Genomic DNA, 17,073 nt, shown 5'->3' with positions numbered 1-17,073 from the left:
AAAAAATGGCAATTAAAAGTCCACAGATTGGATTAAAAATAAAAGAATGGGAAAAAAGAGCATATGATGAAACAAAATTTGGAATGTATCCAACTCCTTTTGAGAGATGGAAAAGAAAATGTATCATTTGGCAATTTATAAGATTTGTTATTTTATCTTTAAAATTCCATAAAACAGCATCAATTAATGAATAATTTAGAAAATTTTAGGTATAATTCAATAAAAAAAGGAAATCAAATGGCATTAGAAATTACAAAAGAGAATTTTGAAGACATAGTAAAAAACAACAAGTTAGTTGTAGTGGATTTCTGGGCACCTTGGTGTGGACCTTGTAGAATGGTTGCTCCAATTATTGAAGAATTAGCAGAAGAATATAAAGACAAAGGTGTAGCTGTAGGTAAAATCAACACTGATGAACAGCAAGAACTTGCTATCCAATTTGGAATCAGAAGTATTCCAACTGTATTGTTTATTAAAGACGGTGAAGTTGTAGATGCTATGATAGGTGCTGCTCCTAAAGCAATGTATGAAGAAAAAATAAATACACTTTTAGCATAATTGAGAAATAAATTTTTTTATACTTTCAGCTCCTTTTTTGGAGCACTGCTTGTAGCTGCATTTTTTTTCTACTTCAAATATAAATTTTCCGAATATAGATTTATTGATTTTAATAAAATAGTACTTTATACAAAAAATGATATTTTTATCCCTAAAAAAAATGAATATACTTTAATTATTTTCAGCTCACGAATGAACAATTTAGAAAACCTAATAAAACATGTCAAAACAGCCTATCCTATTTTAGCTGTAGATATTTTTCAAAAAAGAAAAATTTATCCCAATATAATCTATACAACTGCCGGAATAAATACTATAATTAAACTTATACAATACCTGAATATTTATGAAGTCCCGGTTGTGGTTAATATTAAGAGATATCATAAATTATTATATAAACAGGACAGCCCTTTAAAAGTGATTAATGTAAAATGAAAAATGTAAAATGGATAATTAAAAGAATTATAAGTAAAAAATAAAAAGGAAAAAAATGGGATACGACATTGTTATTATCGGAGGAGGACCGGCAGGGCTTAGTGCTGGAATATATGCCTCTAGGCTTGGGGCTAAAACATTACTCTTAGAAAAATTAAATCCGGGCGGTCAGATAACACTCAGCAGCGAAATAGAAAACTATCCCGGAATCTGTGAAGTAAAAAGCGGACTCGAATTTATGGGCTGTTGGCCAGAACAAGCCAAAAAATTTGGATGCGAGATTAAAAGTGAGGAAGTAACAAAGCTTTCAATGGAAAATGAAAAATGGATAATTGAAACTCACAAAAATAAATACAAAGCAAAAGCAGTAATTCTTGCCACAGGTTCTAATCCAAAAAAAGCAGGATTTGAGGGAGAAGAGGAATTTACAGGAAGAGGTGTGAGTTACTGTGCCGTGTGTGACGGATTTTTTTATAAAGACAGAGTTGTAGCGGTAATTGGAGGCGGAGATACTGCACTTGAAGAAGCTTTGTATCTCAGCAAAATTGCAAAAAAAGTATATTTAATCCATAGACGTGATAAATTCAGGGCAGCTCCTCATACTCAAAAAAAAGTATTAAATACTCCTAATATTGAAATAATTTTTAATGAAACTGTTAAAAAAGTTATTGGAAAAGATTTTGTAGAAGGTATAATTCTATCTTCAAATAAAGAAATTAAGTTAGATGGAGTTTTTGTATTTGTTGGAATGAAAGTTAATAATGAATTGGTAAAAGATTTGGCAGAACTTAATGAATACGGAGAAGTAAAAGTAAATTTAAAAATGGAAACTTCTAAAAAAGGACTTTATGCCGCAGGAGATGTAAGAAGTGATAGTGTAAAACAGGTTATTGCAGCCGCAGGTGACGGTGCAACGGCCGCAATTAATGCAATAAAATATATTGAAGGAGAAAATAAATGAAATATGGTATTGTTGGAGCTACAGGAAGAGTAGGAACTCTACTTGTAAATATTATTAAAAATTCAGAAGACACACTTGGAGCTGTAATGTTTACAGGAGAGCAAACTGTTGAATTTCCAAGTGATACAGTAATTACAAACGATGCCAAAACTTTGCTTGAAAATTCAGATGTCGTTATAGATTTTTCAGCACCGGTTGCAACACAAAAATTACTTGAAGCGGCACTGGAAAACCCAAAACCTCTTGTAATAGCAACTACAGGACTAAATGATCATCAAAAAAATCTCATGATTGAAGTTAGCAAAAAGACACCTATATTGTATGCAACAAATATGAGTCTGGGAGTTGCCATTTTAAACAAACTTGTTTCAATGGTAAGTGAAAAACTAAGGGATTTTGATATAGAAATTGTAGAACAGCATCACAGATATAAAGTTGACGCTCCAAGCGGAACTGCTTTGACTTTGGCTGAATCTTGTGCAAAAGCCAGGGGACTTGATCTAAAAGAAGTAATGGTTACGGGCAGAAGCGGACATGTAGGTGCCAGAACCAAAAATGAAATAGGAGTATTTGCCGTCAGGGGCGGAGATGTTGTAGGAAGACATACGGTTGGATTTTATAATGACGGTGAATTTTTAGAACTCAACCATACGGCAACAAGCAGGGAAACATTTGCAAGAGGTGCAATTAAAGTTTCTAAATGGCTTATTAATCAGGGACCGGGACTTTATTCAATAGAAGACGCTTTAAATTTAAAGGATTAAAAAATGTGTTCAGTAGTAGGAGTTTATGGTAACGAAAATGCAAGCAAACTTTGCTTTTACTCTCTTTTTTCAATGCAACACCGCGGTCAGGAAGCGGCAGGTATTAGCAGCAGTTATGAGGCAAAAATAAAAACCGTTAAAAACAGGGGTTTAGTTACCCAGATATTCAGTGAAGATGATTTTAAAGTATTAAAAGGCGATATGGCAATAGGACATACAAGATATTCAACAGCGGGAGACGATTCTATTCTTGATGCACAGCCGGTATTCGCAAGATACGGACTTGGTGAAATATCAATTGTTCATAACGGAAATTTGGTAAATGCCAAAGAAATAAGGGAAGAACTTACCAAAAAAGGTGCAATTTTTCAAACAAATATGGATACTGAAAATATAATTCATTTAATTGCTAAAAATTATCAAAAAAATACATTAAAAGAGAGAATTATCGACGCAGTTAAACAAATCAAAGGAGCTTTTTCATTAATAATACTTTCTCGTCATAAAATGTTTGCTATAAGAGATCCATTTGGATTTAGGCCGCTTTCGCTTGGAAAAATTAAAAGTGGCGGATATATAGTAGCAAGCGAGACATGTGCATTTGAATTAGTCGGAGCAGAATTTATAAGAGATATAAAGCCAGGAGAAATGATAACTTTTGAAGATGGTGAAATTAAAAGTGAAATGATTTTTGAACCAGCTCCTAAACAGTGTATTTTCGAATATATCTATTTTGCAAGACCTGATAGCAATGTTTTTGGAAAAAACGTTTATGTGGTAAGAAAACAGATGGGAAGAGAACTTGCAAAAGAACTACCTGTTGATGCTGATATGGTGGTGCCGGTTCCGGACAGCGGAGTGGCAGCAGCTTTAGGATATGCAGAAGAGAGCGGCATTCCTTTTGAAATGGGAATTATGAGAAACCATTATGTAGGCAGAACTTTTATCGAACCGACCCAGGAGGTAAGGGATTTAAAAGTAAAAATGAAACTCTCCCCTATTGTTGATAAAATAAAGGGTAAAAGATTGGTAGTTATCGATGATTCCATTGTAAGAGGCACAACTTCAAAAAGAATTGTCAGAATGTTAAAAGAAGCCGGGGCTAAAGAAGTACATATGAGGATAGCTTCTCCTGCTACCACGGGTCCTTGTTATTACGGAGTGGACACTCCTACAAAAGAGGAATTGATTGCCAGTAAAATGAGTGTAGAGGAAATAGCTAAATATATTGAAGCAGATTCATTAGCTTACTTATCAATTGACGGAATCATAAGAGCCATTAAAGATAAAAAAGAAAATTACTGCTTTGCATGTTTTGACGGAAATTATCCTATTTTATAATTTTTCTTTTTCTTTTTTTTGACATTCTTCACAAAGGCCGTATAACTGCATAATATGGTTTGTTAATTTAAAACTGTTTTCTTTTGCTATTTTTTCTTGAAGCTTTTCAATTTCATTATTATGGAATTCAACTATTTTACCACATGCTGTACAAATTAAATGGTCATGATGTGATTTTGATATTTCAAATTTTTTCCCGTTACTACATTGAATAAAACTGATAAGGCCGTTTTCTTCAAGCATTGCAAGCGTTCTATATACTGTAGCTATTCCAATATTTAATTCAGGATGCTGTTTTTTTATTACAAGATACAAATCTTCCGCTGTTAAATGATTTGGATTATTATAAAGTGTAGAAAATATAATTTCTCTTTGTTTTGTAAAATTTAAGCCCTGCTTTTTTAAGAATTCTCTTAAATTCATCCAGGAGTTTATTATATTCAGAGTTCATTTATCTACTTTCTTTGATAATGATAATTATATTATAGCACAAGAAAAATATTTTAAATTAACTCTAACATTTCAAAATCTGTTTCTCTCTAACATATTAAAATCAGTAAAAGGGCTTTTTTATCGTTATTTCAAATAACAGTTAATACTATGATAATTATTATCATTTTTAAAAATTTCATATCTAGACTTTTTTGCTCTTTTTTGTTATAAAAAGGCAAAAAAGAGGGTTAATGGATAAATTATACACATTTGGTAAATATTTAAAACAAAAATACAATAAAAAAATAAAAAAAGTTCCAATTTCAGTCCCGGGTTTCACATGCCCAAACATTGACGGTACAAAAGCCAGGGGAGGATGTATTTTCTGCGAAAATGAAAGCTTTTCACCTAATTTTAAAAAAGAGAGATTTACCCTAAACCCTTATACCGAAAAAAATCCCATTCTAAAAAAACAATTAAATGAACTCCGCATTCAATACAATGAAACTACAAAGATTTATAAAAATTTATATAAAAGTGAAAAATTTATTGTCTATTTTCAAAGTTTTACAAATACTTATGCACCTTTTGATACTTTAAAAACTTTATATGAAGAGGCTTTAAAATTATCTGATGCTATAGGCCTGAGTATAGGCACAAGAGCTGACAGTATAGATGATAAAACTCTAAATTACCTGAAAGAAAAAAGCCAAGATTATGAAATTTGGGTCGAATATGGAGTCCAAAGTTCTAACAATAAAACACTTGCCAAAATAAACAGGGCTGAATTTTTTGAAGATATTGCCCAGACTATTAAAAAAACAAAAGAGCTGGGAATTAATGTATGTGCCCATTTAATTTTCGGACTTCCTGGGGAAACACAGGAGGATATGCTAAAATCGGTTGAAGATGTAATAAAACTTGAAATTGATTCAATAAAAATACATCCTCTTTATGTAACAGAAAATACCCTCTTAGCACTTGAATACAAAAAAGGAAATTTTGAACCTATAACAGAAGAGCTTTATATCGATACTTTGATTAAAGCCATTAAAATGTTGCCAAACAATGTGTCAATCCAGAGAATGACTGCGGGAACAGAAAATCTGCTTGCACCTGAGTGGTGTAAAAATAAAGCTACTCAAATGAGTCATATTCATAAAGCATTACTTAAAGAAGGAATTACATTTTAAAGATATTCAAGCCAAGTTGGCAAAAATTTTTGAGCCTTTTTTATTGTAGTTGAAAAACCGTGCCCCGGATGAACAATTTTATCATAAGGAATTTTTAAAAATTTTTTAATCGATTCTTTCATTGCTTCAGGATTGGAATATGGAAAATCAACTCTTCCAATACTTCCGTCAAATACAAAATCCCCGCTAAACATATTATCACCTATTTCTATAGTAATACTGCCCGGTGTATGCCCTGCAAAATGACGAATTAAAATTTCGTAATCCCCTATTTTATAATTGCCCTCTTCAAGTAAAACATCAGGCTCAACTTTTGGAGGATTAAATCCAAAAGGGTCGTTTTGCAAAAAAAAAGCATCGTCTTTATGAATATAAAGAGGAATATTAAAATATTCGTTTACTTTTTTATCATCCCACACATGGTCAAAATGACCGTGGGTATTAATTATTGCAATTGGGTCTTTAACATTTTCCTTAACCCACTTAAACGCACCGATACCAGGGTCTATAATAATTTTTTTATCCACTATATAACAGTTTGTCTGAAATTCCCCAAAAGGCCTGGCTAACACTTCCATAACTTACCTTCATTAATTATACATCTTCCATTATCCATTATTAAATTATGCCGCTGCAATGGAAACAGCCCTTTTTTCCCTTATAACTGTTACTTTAATCTCACCTGGAAAACTAACTTCTTGTTCTATTCTTTTAGCAATTTCCCGGCTTAAGAGCACCGCTTCGTCATCATTAACCAAATCGGCTTCAACTATCACCCTGACCTCCCTGCCGGCATTAAGCGCATATGCATTTATAACTTCAGGATAACTTGTAGCAATATTTTCAATTGATTCTACCCTTTTTAAGAAAGCCTCAAGGACTTCTCTTCTGGCTCCGGGTCTTGCAGCGGAGAGAGCATCTGCAGCACAAACAGCAGCTGCTTCAACACTTTTAGCTTCTTCATGCCCGTGGTGTGCTTTTATTGCATTTAACACAACTTCAGGTTCTTTGTATCTTTTGCATAAATCATATCCAAGAGTTACGTGGTCTCCCCCAAAATCATGAGTCAGGGCTTTTCCTATATCATGAAGTAACCCCGCTCTTTTTGCAAGCAGTTCATCTCCTCCCATTTCTGCAGCCATAATTCCTGCTAAATGCGCCACTTCAAGAGAATGGGCAAGTGCGTTTTGTCCGTAACTTGCACGGTATTTGAGCCTACCTATTAATTTAACTATTTCAGGATGTATTTTGGCTCCTGCAAGACCTAAATCTACAATAATATCTTCACCTTCTCTTAAAACTTTTTCTTCAAATTCTTCTGTAACTTTTTGATAAACCTCTTCTATTCTTGCAGGCTGAATTCTTCCGTCTTCTACTAATCTTTTAATGGTTTCAACTGCAATCTGGCGTCTGTAAATATTAAAACTGCTCACTGTTATAGCCCCAGGTGTATCGTCAATTATAATATCACAGCCTGTAACCATTTCAAGGGTTTTAATATTTTTACCCTCTTTTCCAATAATTCTGCCTTTCATTTCATCATCTCCGATAGCCACAACATTTATAAGTCTTTCACCTGCAAAATCACCGGCATATCTTGTAGTAGCCTGAGCTATAATAAAATTGGCTTTTTTCTTGGCATCATTTTCAGCTTCTTTTATTATTTTCCTTGTAAGATGTGCTACATCTTCTTTCAAATCCTCTTTTACACTGTTTAAAAGTATCTCTTTTGCTTCATTTTTTGTAAGGCCCGCAACATTTTCAAGTTTTTCCTGAAGAATTTTTATTTTTTGATTATAAGTATCTTTTAGTTTTTGAATAACAGTTTTTTCTTTTTCAAAATCTTTTCTTTCATTTTCCAATTTTTGAGATTCTTCAAGCTGTTTTTCTACCAATTTTTCAATTTCTTCCTCTTTTTTCAAAATTTCATTTAACTTGTTTTCATATTCTTTTTCAAGGTCTAATTTTTGTTTTTCAAATTCATTTTGAGCCTGAAGCTCCATCTCTTTTACTTTTGTTTTAGTATTTTCAAGTAATATTTCAGCTTCGTGCTCAATAGCTTTTGCTTTTGCTTTAGCCTGTTCTACAAAAATTTCATACTTAGCCTCATCCATTTTTTTCGCTATAAAGTAACCCGCGAGAGCGGATAATATCGAAACGGCTAAAATTATTAAAACGTTCATTTTTTCTCCTTATATTAAAACTTATATATTCATCTGCTTTTATATCAAACTTATCTGCAACATTTTCCTTGCTTATGCAAGGACTGAGCTGCAAAAAGATAACTTTAGGTTTATATTTTAATTTGGCAAAAAACCTGTCATACATTCCTTTGCCAAAACCTATTCTTCTAAAATCCAGGGTAATTCCGACAATCGGAACAATTGCTAAGTCAATTTTTTGTAAAGTCTGCTGTTTATTTACAGGTTCGAAAATTGAGAATTTTTTTTTCTTTAAAGGCAATTGATATTTTACCATTTTAAAGCTTAAATCTTGCATAAACGGGACAAAAATATTCTTTTTTTCTCTCCTGAGTCTATTTATAACCCCCCTTATATCCGTTTCGTTCTTTAAAGGGATAAATAAAAGTATATTTTTATAATTTTTTGCAAGATTGTAAATTTCATTTGAAATTTTTTTTGAAAGCAAATATCTGTTATAAACTTTTCTACCAAGACATATTTTCCTAAATTCACTTTTTTCCATTTTGTAAGCCTTTTTGATAAAATTGCATAAAAAGGACTAAATTGAGATATATTTTCTTTATAATATTGATTTTTTTCATAGGGTGTAATAATAATACTAAAAAAGAAGTAAATAACCAAATAAATAAAAAACTTATACAAGCCAAAAATAAAATAAACAAAAAAACAATTGATACTAATACAACTATTATTACATTAAATGATTATAATCTAACATTCAAAAATAATCAACTGATTTATCCAAAAAATAAAATTTATATCCTCTTTTATGATGAGTCCAGATATTCAAAGATGCAAGAAGATGCATTGAAGTATCTCAAAATTAAATATTACAAAACAGACAGTGAATTTTTAAAAAAATATTTTAAAATCACTATATACCCGACAACCGTGATTTTAGATAAAAACAAAACTATTAAATTTGAAAATTTTACCCCGATAGAAATATTAAAAGGATTTTAAATGTTTGGATTTATTAAAAAAAGTCTGCAAAAAACAAAAGATGCAATTAAAGAGGTAGTAGGAATTGAAAAAAAAGAAAAGTTGCCAAGAGATTTGCTAGAAGAAGCTTTAATTGAAGCGGATATTGATTATGACCTGGTAGAAAAAATAATAGACAAATTACCAAATGAAGTAAGCAAAGACAGACTTAAAAAAGAGCTTGAAAAAATTTTTGATGTACCGGAGAATAAATTCGAAATAAACGACAAGCCTTATGTAATTTTAATTATAGGAGTAAACGGAGCCGGAAAAACAACTACAATAGCAAAACTTGCATATAAATTTCAACAAGAAGGCAAAAGTGTAATCTTAGGAGCTGCTGATACATTCAGGGCCGCTGCAATTGAACAGCTCTCAAAATGGGCGGAAATACTTGATGTCCCTATTATCAAAACACGCCAGGGCCATGACCCGGCAGCCGTAACTTATGATACAATCGCTTCAGCAAAAGCTAAGGGAATTGATGTAGCGTTGATTGATACGGCAGGAAGATTACATAATAAAGTCAATTTACAAAACGAGCTTAAAAAAATAGTGAATGTCGCTAAAAAAGCTTACGTTAATGCGCCTCATAAAATTTTGCTTGTAATTGACGGTACCCAGGGAAGCAGTGCTATAAATCAGGCAAAGGTTTTTAACGAAGTTGTGGGGATTGACGGGATAATTGTAACAAAGCTTGACGGAACTGCAAAAGGAGGAAGTCTCTTTAGCATAGTAAATGAACTTAAAATTCCGATTTATTATGTGGGGGTGGGTGAAAAAAAAGAAGATTTGGTTGAATTTGATAAAAATGAATTTATTGAAGGGATTTTAGAGGGCCTATACAGTGAATAATGTAATATTTTATTTTGGTGCGGTTATTATAATTGTTTTTTTTATAGGACTTGCGGTTAAAAGATTTAAAGAAGATGATGAAATAGATTTAAAAAAGCATAAATGGATTATAATTATTTATATAATTTTATTAATAATGGCGATAATTGCATGGAGGGTTTTGGATTTAATGGTTGAATTAAAAATTACACAGATTACAAATTACAATAAAACAATAGAAGAATTCAGCAATGGCAAAAAATAAAACAGTTTATGAATGCACGGAATGCGGATATAAAAGTGCAAAATGGATGGGTAAATGTCCGGCATGCGGAAGTTGGGACACTTTTGTGGAAGTTAGTGAAAAAAAAGAAAAAAAATCAACTTCAAAACCATCAAAAATAATTAAATTTAATGAAATAGAAAAAGAGGAAATTTACAGATTCTCTTCCAAAGATTCTGAACTCGATTTGGTTTTAGGCGGCGGAATAGTCCCGGGAAGCCTTGTGTTAATAGGCGGAAGCCCGGGGGTTGGAAAATCAACTCTTATGCTAAAGCTTGCAGGAAATTTGGATAAAAAAGTATTATATGTAGCCGGAGAAGAGAGTCCGGGACAGATTAAACTAAGGGCTGAGAGACTTGGAATAAAAAATAAAAATCTTTTTTTAATGCCTGAGATTATTGTAGAAAACATTATAGAAGAAATTAAAAAAGGGTATGATTTAGTAATCATAGATTCAATTCAGACAATATATTCTGAAAATTTAACCTCAGCTCCTGGAAGCGTTTCACAGGTCAGGGAGGCCACGTTTGAGCTGATGAGAGTAGCAAAAGAGAGTAAAATCCCGATTTTTATAATAGGTCATATCACAAAAGAAGGCTCAATTGCAGGACCTAGGGTACTTGAGCATATGGTGGATACAGTCTTATATTTTGAAGGGGATGCCAGCCGGGAACTTAGAATCCTTAGGGCCTTTAAAAACAGATTCGGCTCAACCAGTGAAATTGGTATTTTTGAAATGACCAAGCAGGGGTTGGTCAGTGCAAAAAACAGAAGTTTTTTTTCTAAAAAAGCCCTGCCTGGAAGTGCCATTACCGTAATACTTGAGGGAACACGTCCAATTGTTCTTGAAGTTCAGGCGTTAGTTAGTGAAAGTTACGGGATACCCAAAAGAAGTGCAACCGGATTTGATTTAGCTAGACTTAATATGATTTTAGCCCTGCTTGAAAAAAAACTGAATCTTCCATTTAACCAATATGATGTTTTTGTAAATGTTACGGGTGGAATTAAAATAAATGAAACTGCAGCAGATCTCGCCATTATTGCAGCAATTGTAAGTTCATTCAGAAACAGACCTATAAGCAAAGAGAGCGTATTTATCGGTGAAGTCAGTCTGGTTGGAGATATAAGGGAAGTTCCTGGACTTGATGTAAGAGTTAAAGAAGCGGCAAATCTGGGCTTTAAAAAAGCAATCATCCCTTCTCTTCCGATTGAACAACCTCTAAAATGCTACGAAGTTAAAGAAGTTGAAAAATTGATTGAGTGGATGTGATTATTTGATTTTTATCTCTTTTTTTCTTTCTTTTTCAAACCTTTTTTTTATTAATTCAATATATTTTTCATTTTTTTCTATTCCTATCCAGTTTCTGTTTAATTCATCTGCAACCACCAAAGTAGTCCCGCTTCCCGCAAAAGGATCCAAGACTGTGTCTCCTTCGTTAGAGGAAGCTAAAATTATTCTTTTTAACATCTCTTTTGGTTTTTGGGTAGGATGAGCCGCCCTCCCGTCTTCTCCTTTAATTCTTTCTTTTCCCTGTACTAAAGGCATTTTCCACATATCCCTCATCTGTTTTGGTTTGCCGTCTTTTGTTTTTTCGGGATTTATCCCTTTTAAAATTTCATAATTAAATATCCACTTTTTTCCTTTTACCGCCCAGATTATAAACTCAGTAGAATGTGTAAATACCCTTTTAGTCATATTTGGCATTGCATTTGTTTTATACCAGGTTATAATATTGTTTATTTTAAAACCGTTTTTTTTAAGTCCCATCACACATTCACCTATATTGTGGTAACTGCATGAAATATAAATAGAACCGTTCGGTTTTAAAACCCTTTTACATTCTTTTATCCAATCAAAAGTAAATTTTTCATATTCACTCTCTTCCATTTTATCCCACTCTTCATTTATCATATACCAGTTACCACCTGTTTTATTACCTTCCCATTTAAGAGCATTTCCAGAAAGATTATAAGGAGGGTCAGCATAAATTAAATTAATACTTTCATTTTCTATTTTATTTTTATCTTTTAATATTTCTAAACAGTCTCCCTGATATATTAAATTCAAATTCATTTTAAATTTTCCTTTAAAATTTTTTTATACCATATATACCCGTCTTTTTCTTCATTATTAAATGCGATATCAATTTTATTTTTAAGTGTTTTATAATCAATTTTTTTATTTAAAATAATCAATAAATCATCTATTGAGAATGGGATAACTTTTAAACCCTTTATATATCTATCAGGATTATTTGAATCATAATAATTTAAATTTTTATAAGCCCTAAACACAACTAACACATTTGGGTCTAAATAAGGGGCAATAAAAACTGCATAAGCTTTTTTATTATTTTTTAAAATATATTTACCTAAATGACGACTAACTGGCTCTAATTCCATTCTTCTTTGATTATCTTTTGAAGCTAAAGTAACTTCTAACAAAACATCTTCATCCGATAATTTAAAAACAATATCAGATTTGTTTCCACTTGCAAACCTTCTTGGCAATAAATTTGCATCTAAGTAAAGATTAAAAAATTCACTTAAATCACCTTCGTAATCATTTAATTTATACCATACTATACCTATTAAATATTCAAAAATAGTAGGGATATCCGCTTCCCAATCCATATAATTTTTAACCTCTTTATCTTTTCTTCCTTTAATTTTTTCTAAAAGATTTTTTAATGTTTTATTGTCAAAATAATTTTTAATTAAATGTATAAATTTTTCTTTTTTCTTTTCTTTTTTAATATCAAAAATTGCTTTTTTTATATCGTGAACTTTTTCTATTTGCGGATATTTCTTTTTTAAATTATTAAAATATTCTTCATCCGAAATATATAATTGTTCTGAAATTTCCTTTATAGACAAATTTTTTTGTAATTTTAAAGTATAGTCATTTTTTGATGATGAAAGTAAAGATTCAGAAAGTAAATCATCATTTATACCCTCAAAATAAGTATATACCATTTCATCTAAATAAATTTTATTATCTTCAAAAATTAAAGCATCGGTTAAATTCAAAAATCTCCTGTTTAAATCATAATATTCTTCTAAATTCACAATCCATTTATAAAAGTGAAAAAGATAAAAAAGAAATTTATATAAATTAATTTCATTTTTTAATGAAATTTTTCTTTCAAAAATTTCTATATGCTCTTTTTTAATTTTTTTAAAATTTTTATTTTCAAAAAAATATAGTTTTAAATAGATTTTAGATTTATGTTTAATTGAATTTAATGCAATTAAAATATTTTTTAATTTTTCTAATTTTTTCTTTTCATTCCAATAATACTTATTTTTATAATATTCAATAATTTTTTTATATAGCTTAAAATGAAACTTGGCATTTTTTTTACTTTTTCTATCTAAATAAGCAATTTCAAAATTTTCTTCATTTAACGGATTTTCTAACAAACATTTTAAAGCAGATTTATAATTAGGAGAATTTTTAATCTTATTTAAAATATATTTATTTATAAATCTTTTTTCATCTTTTCTATTTTGTAATTTTTTAATTCTTTCCAATAACTTTTTAATTTCATCAAAATTTTTACAAGTAGGAATTAAATATGTAAATTCTTCTCTTGTTAAATATCCAAGTTTCAAAATTGAATAAATTATTGCCAAAAAAGGATTCATTCTAAAATCATAATAATTTTTTGAATTTGAAGTTTTTGAAAACTCTATTTTTAAAAATTGTTTAAAATAGATAAAACTGTCATTTCTGATTTGAAAAATATTATCAAAATTAAAATTATTATTTTTTGTTATTTGATAAATTTTTTCTCCAACTTCTGTTAATTTTCTATCTTCAGTAATTAATCCTAAATCTTTTAAAGATGAAGTTTTTTGTCTAGCATCCTTGTCTTTTCTTTTTGCCGTTGGTTGTGCTAATCCCTCTTCTACTAATTTATCAAAATATATATTTTGAATCTCTTGCCAAGAGGCATTTGGATATTCACTCCACAATTCTTTTAATCTTATTAATTGTCTTTCAATTAGATATTTTAATTCCGAAACACGAAAACTGGTCGTCCCATATGTCCAAGAATAACTTTGAAATTTAGCCTTTTCACAATACATTTATTTTTTTACCTTTACAAAAAATATCCTCTCTTTATTGTCCCCTCTTTTACTTTTACCTGTTGTAAACTCCTTATGTTCTTTCTCATAAATTTTAACTCTGCCCTTTTTACTTAAAATTTCCATAATTTCTTCATCTGAAATCCTTGCATTACTGCGGGAATGCCCTTTATTAGCCATATTATTATATGAAAAAAGTATATATTTACATTTTGCATTTTCTATTAAATCTGCAAATGCTTTAGCAGCTTCTTTTGAAGAATATTTACTTTTTAATGTGCTTCTGTCAAATTTCATCGCTTTTCCGTGTAACTCTGGTTTTTCCCATCTTATAATGTTCTCAGGCAGATGATAAGTATCTGAATACTGTCTTGAATTATAAGGAGGGTCTATATATAAAACATCGCATTCTATTTCTCTTATTAAAATATTTGCATCCATATTAAATATTAAATTATTTTGATTTTTTCTTTTATCAATATCAGGCATTAAAAATTTCAGCGGTTTATAGGGAATATCCTTAATGTTCCTATAGGCATCATAATGTCCAACGGTATTCGCAATCTTATCCATTGCATAAAGTAAAGATGTGAGAAGTATCGCCTTTTCTTTCGGATTAATAATATCATTTAAAAAATATTTATGAATTCTTTCTCTAACTTCCCCTATAATTCGGGCGTTATTATTACAAAAATATTTATTTCCAAAATTAATTGATACATAATTATCCTCACAATCTTTTATTGAATTAAATTCTTTTAATAATTCTTCAATTTTTTTTTCATCAAACTCCTCGTCTGATAAAAAAGCCCTTAGAGGTATATAGTTACTGTAAAGCAAATCATTTGTAATAATTTGCAAATTTTCTTTATTGAAATACCAACCCACTGTTCCGGTACCGGCAAAAATATCACAAAAACTATTAAAATTTTTAATTTCACTTTCAATAATCTTTTCAATTAAAGGCATAACTTTTAATTTATTTCCCAAAAACCGTCGTTGATATATTTCAAATTTTTCTATTTTTTCCATCCAACTCACTTTATAAACAAATTTTTTACAAGCTCAAAATTTTAACAAATATAAATTATTACATATTTAATATTTTTTTAATTTTTTGATAATACTAATAAACTCTCTTTCATTTTCTTCTAAATGATTTTTAATTTCTTTTATTTCTTTTTCATATTTAGGTGTATAATAAAATTTAAGGGCATTTACTCTAATCATCGTTTTTTTAAGCTCTTCTGAGAGTTTCCATATTTTAATCTCTATTTCACTTAGTTCCAAAATCATTTTTAAAGCTTCAAAGAAACTTTCCCTTGCTAAATCTGTAAAAATGTTTGAATCTATTTTTATATTCGGCTTTGATGATATTTTAAAATCAATTTTCGGTACAACAAGACCTAAAAATGTTTTTTCAACCACTTTTAATTCAGTTTTAACAAAATCTTCTTTTTCAATTTTTCCACCATTTTCCATAAAAGCTTTTATTAAAACATTATAACAGCTCCTCATATGTTCATTAAGTTTTTTTCTTCTTGTATCAACAATATCAACCATTTTCATTATTTCTTTAATAAGTGCGTCCCTTTTTTGTTCAAGGACATTTTCTCCTTCTTTTATTATTTCAAGTTCTGTTTTTAATTCCAATAATGTGGTTTTGTTCCTAACCATTTATATACTTTTTTATTTCTTCGTCAGTAAGACGTATAAGTTCACTCTCAGGAAGTAATTTTAACAATTCCCAGCCTTTGTCAAATGTTTCTTCAAAAGTTCTGCCAATATCCTGATTTACAAATTCTTTTTCAAATTTTTTTGAAAAAAGAAGATATTTTTTTTCCGTTTCACTCAATTCCTCTTCTCCTATGATTGAGGCAAACATTTCTATTTTTTTGGCTTTTGCATATGAAGAATATAGCTGTGAAGCAAATCGTTTATGTGTTTTATCTATTGCTGAATTCATAAGTCTTGAAAGAGAGGTTAATACATTTACAGGCGGAAAGATACCTTTTTTGTATAAATTTCTATCCATTGTTATCTGACCTTCCGTAATATAACCTGTCAAATCAGGGATTGGATGAGTAATATCATCATCGGGCAGTGTCAGTATCGGGATTTGAGTAATAGAACCATTTTTTCCTTTAAGAATACCTGCTCTTTCATAAATACTTGCCAAATCGCTATACATATAACCAGGATATCCTTTTTTACCCGGTATTTCTTCTTTTTTAGCGGAAATTTCCCTTAAAGCATTTGCATAATTAGTCATATCATAAAGAATCACTATTACATTTTTACCTTTTTCAAAAGCCATATATTCTGCAAATGTCAAAGCACTTCTTGGCAAAACAATGGAATTTACGGCAGGTTCATTAGCAAGATTTAAAAACACTGTTACATTTTGATTATTTTTTACAATATTATTAATCAAAAATTCAGCTCTTTCATGCCTAAGTCCAATAGCCCCAAGGATTACAACAGAATCTTCAATTTCTATCTGAGTGGCTAGTTTAGAAACAAATTCATCATTGGGAAGACCGCTTAATGCAAAAATGGGAAGCTTTTGTCCTTTTATCAATGTATTTAATGCATCAATTGAGCTAAATCCTGTTTTTACAATATCCTTAGGATAAAGTCTTCTTGTAGGATTATATGCACCTACATTAATATTTTGGTATTTTTCTATGTTTATTATACTGTTATCTAAACTTTCTCCAAAAGAATTTAACACTTTTCCACTCATTTCTTCACTAAGAGGTATTTGAACAGGTTTATATTTAAATTCAACTTTTATATTTTGTAAATCAAGTTCATAAACCTCTCCCAATATTTCTATAACGGTAATTTTTTCATTTATAGAAGAGACTATTCCTTTTAAAGTCTTTTCATTTGAACGGATGGTAACCTCTTCGTTTAAGCCGACATTTTCTATTGTTTCAAAGAAAAGTAAATTTCCTTTTATTTCAAGCGCACCCTCATATTCAATTCTCAT

Annotated in this window: 19 protein-coding genes and 1 pseudogene; 11 read left to right on the top strand and 9 right to left on the bottom strand. The window is 30.1% G+C overall.

Annotation, left to right across the window (positions count from 1 at the left end):
* Positions 1-5 precede the first annotated feature (5 nt).
* The 6 genes from LNAT_RS02205 (at position 6) to purF (ending at position 4,059) form a co-directional block, all read left to right on the top strand.
* On the top strand, positions 6-194 hold the full coding sequence (locus LNAT_RS02205; RefSeq protein WP_096258291.1) for a hypothetical protein: 189 nt from the start codon (positions 6-8) through the stop codon (positions 192-194).
* The gene (gene trxA, locus LNAT_RS02200; protein ID WP_420795364.1) at positions 187-558 is read left to right on the top strand and encodes a thioredoxin; all 372 of its coding nucleotides are present in this window, start codon (positions 187-189) and stop codon (positions 556-558) included. Before LNAT_RS02205 ends, trxA begins: the two co-directional genes overlap by 8 nt.
* Positions 559-750: 192 nt before the next feature.
* A complete protein-coding gene (locus tag LNAT_RS08825) occupies positions 751-993 on the top strand; it encodes a hypothetical protein (RefSeq protein ID WP_238593966.1) in 243 nt (80 codons plus the stop codon).
* Positions 994-1,048: 55 nt separating this feature from the next.
* Positions 1,049-1,954 (top strand): thioredoxin-disulfide reductase, encoded by a 906-nt coding sequence (gene trxB, locus LNAT_RS02190; RefSeq protein WP_096258289.1) that lies wholly within the window; start codon positions 1,049-1,051, stop codon positions 1,952-1,954.
* Positions 1,951-2,718: a 4-hydroxy-tetrahydrodipicolinate reductase gene (gene dapB, locus LNAT_RS08770; RefSeq protein ID WP_193817299.1), complete on the top strand. Its 768-nt coding sequence runs from the start codon at positions 1,951-1,953 to the stop codon at positions 2,716-2,718. Before trxB ends, dapB begins: the two co-directional genes overlap by 4 nt.
* A 3-nt stretch (positions 2,719-2,721) precedes the next feature.
* Positions 2,722-4,059: an amidophosphoribosyltransferase gene (gene purF / locus LNAT_RS08765; protein ID WP_193817298.1), complete on the top strand. Its 1,338-nt coding sequence runs from the start codon at positions 2,722-2,724 to the stop codon at positions 4,057-4,059.
* Here the strand turns inward: purF and LNAT_RS02180 are convergent.
* A pseudogene (locus tag LNAT_RS02180) lies at positions 4,054-4,510 on the bottom strand (Fur family transcriptional regulator). The gene purF and the pseudogene LNAT_RS02180 sit on opposite strands and share 6 nt — an antisense overlap.
* A 232-nt stretch (positions 4,511-4,742) precedes the next feature.
* Here LNAT_RS02180 and mnmL point away from each other — a divergent pair.
* Entirely contained in the window at positions 4,743-5,684 is a 942-nt protein-coding gene (mnmL, locus tag LNAT_RS02175; protein ID WP_096258288.1) for a tRNA modification radical SAM protein MnmL/YtqA, read from the top strand.
* Here the strand turns inward: mnmL and LNAT_RS02170 are convergent.
* The 3 genes from LNAT_RS02170 to LNAT_RS02160 are packed head-to-tail and all read right to left on the bottom strand — an operon-like array spanning position 5,681 to position 8,390.
* Positions 5,681-6,262 (bottom strand): MBL fold metallo-hydrolase, encoded by a 582-nt coding sequence (locus tag LNAT_RS02170; RefSeq protein ID WP_096258287.1) that lies wholly within the window; start codon positions 6,260-6,262, stop codon positions 5,681-5,683. The genes mnmL and LNAT_RS02170 overlap by 4 nt on opposite strands.
* A gap of 45 nt (positions 6,263-6,307) precedes the next feature.
* The gene (rny, locus tag LNAT_RS02165) at positions 6,308-7,867 is read right to left on the bottom strand and encodes a ribonuclease Y (protein ID WP_096258286.1); all 1,560 of its coding nucleotides are present in this window, start codon (positions 7,865-7,867) and stop codon (positions 6,308-6,310) included.
* Positions 7,791-8,390, bottom strand: coding sequence for a 5-formyltetrahydrofolate cyclo-ligase (locus LNAT_RS02160; RefSeq protein ID WP_096258285.1), 600 nt, complete (start codon positions 8,388-8,390; stop codon positions 7,791-7,793). Before LNAT_RS02160 ends, rny begins: the two co-directional genes overlap by 77 nt.
* Before the next feature lie 41 nt (positions 8,391-8,431).
* Between LNAT_RS02160 and LNAT_RS02155 the strand changes: the two genes are divergently transcribed.
* From LNAT_RS02155 to radA, 4 genes are read left to right on the top strand one after another with little or no spacing between them, the layout of a single operon-like run.
* Positions 8,432-8,851, top strand: coding sequence for a hypothetical protein (locus tag LNAT_RS02155; RefSeq protein ID WP_096258284.1), 420 nt, complete (start codon positions 8,432-8,434; stop codon positions 8,849-8,851).
* Entirely contained in the window at positions 8,852-9,724 is an 873-nt protein-coding gene (gene ftsY / locus LNAT_RS02150; RefSeq protein WP_096258283.1) for a signal recognition particle-docking protein FtsY, read from the top strand.
* Positions 9,717-9,968 (top strand): hypothetical protein, encoded by a 252-nt coding sequence (locus LNAT_RS02145; protein ID WP_096258282.1) that lies wholly within the window; start codon positions 9,717-9,719, stop codon positions 9,966-9,968. The genes ftsY and LNAT_RS02145 overlap by 8 nt, the downstream gene beginning before the upstream one ends.
* Positions 9,955-11,256 (top strand): DNA repair protein RadA, encoded by a 1,302-nt coding sequence (radA, locus tag LNAT_RS02140; RefSeq protein ID WP_096258281.1) that lies wholly within the window; start codon positions 9,955-9,957, stop codon positions 11,254-11,256. Before LNAT_RS02145 ends, radA begins: the two co-directional genes overlap by 14 nt.
* Here radA and LNAT_RS02135 read toward each other — a convergent pair whose 3' ends face one another.
* The 5 genes from LNAT_RS02135 to LNAT_RS02115 all read right to left on the bottom strand — a co-directional run bounded on the left by LNAT_RS02135 (position 11,257) and on the right by LNAT_RS02115 (position 17,073).
* Positions 11,257-12,060 carry a DNA-methyltransferase gene (locus tag LNAT_RS02135; protein WP_096258280.1) on the bottom strand — a complete coding sequence of 268 codons (804 nt, stop codon included), beginning with the start codon at positions 12,058-12,060 and terminating at the stop codon, positions 11,257-11,259.
* Positions 12,057-14,078, bottom strand: a complete 2,022-nt coding sequence (locus LNAT_RS02130) for an AlwI family type II restriction endonuclease (protein ID WP_096258279.1) — start codon at positions 14,076-14,078, stop codon at positions 12,057-12,059. The genes LNAT_RS02135 and LNAT_RS02130 overlap by 4 nt, the downstream gene beginning before the upstream one ends.
* On the bottom strand, positions 14,079-15,110 hold the full coding sequence (locus LNAT_RS02125; protein ID WP_096258278.1) for a DNA adenine methylase: 1,032 nt from the start codon (positions 15,108-15,110) through the stop codon (positions 14,079-14,081).
* Positions 15,111-15,176: 66 nt separating this feature from the next.
* Positions 15,177-15,755 carry a V-type ATP synthase subunit D gene (locus tag LNAT_RS02120; RefSeq protein WP_096258277.1) on the bottom strand — a complete coding sequence of 193 codons (579 nt, stop codon included), beginning with the start codon at positions 15,753-15,755 and terminating at the stop codon, positions 15,177-15,179.
* Positions 15,748-17,073, bottom strand: coding sequence for a V-type ATP synthase subunit B (locus LNAT_RS02115; protein ID WP_096258276.1), 1,326 nt, complete (start codon positions 17,071-17,073; stop codon positions 15,748-15,750). Before LNAT_RS02115 ends, LNAT_RS02120 begins: the two co-directional genes overlap by 8 nt.

Origin of the sequence: Lebetimonas natsushimae, assembly GCF_002335445.1 — a bacterium.
Classification (GTDB): domain Bacteria; phylum Campylobacterota; class Campylobacteria; order Campylobacterales; family Nautiliaceae; genus Lebetimonas; species Lebetimonas natsushimae.
Note: the sequence above shows the minus strand (reverse complement) of the source record. Positions and strands in the feature narration are given on the sequence as shown.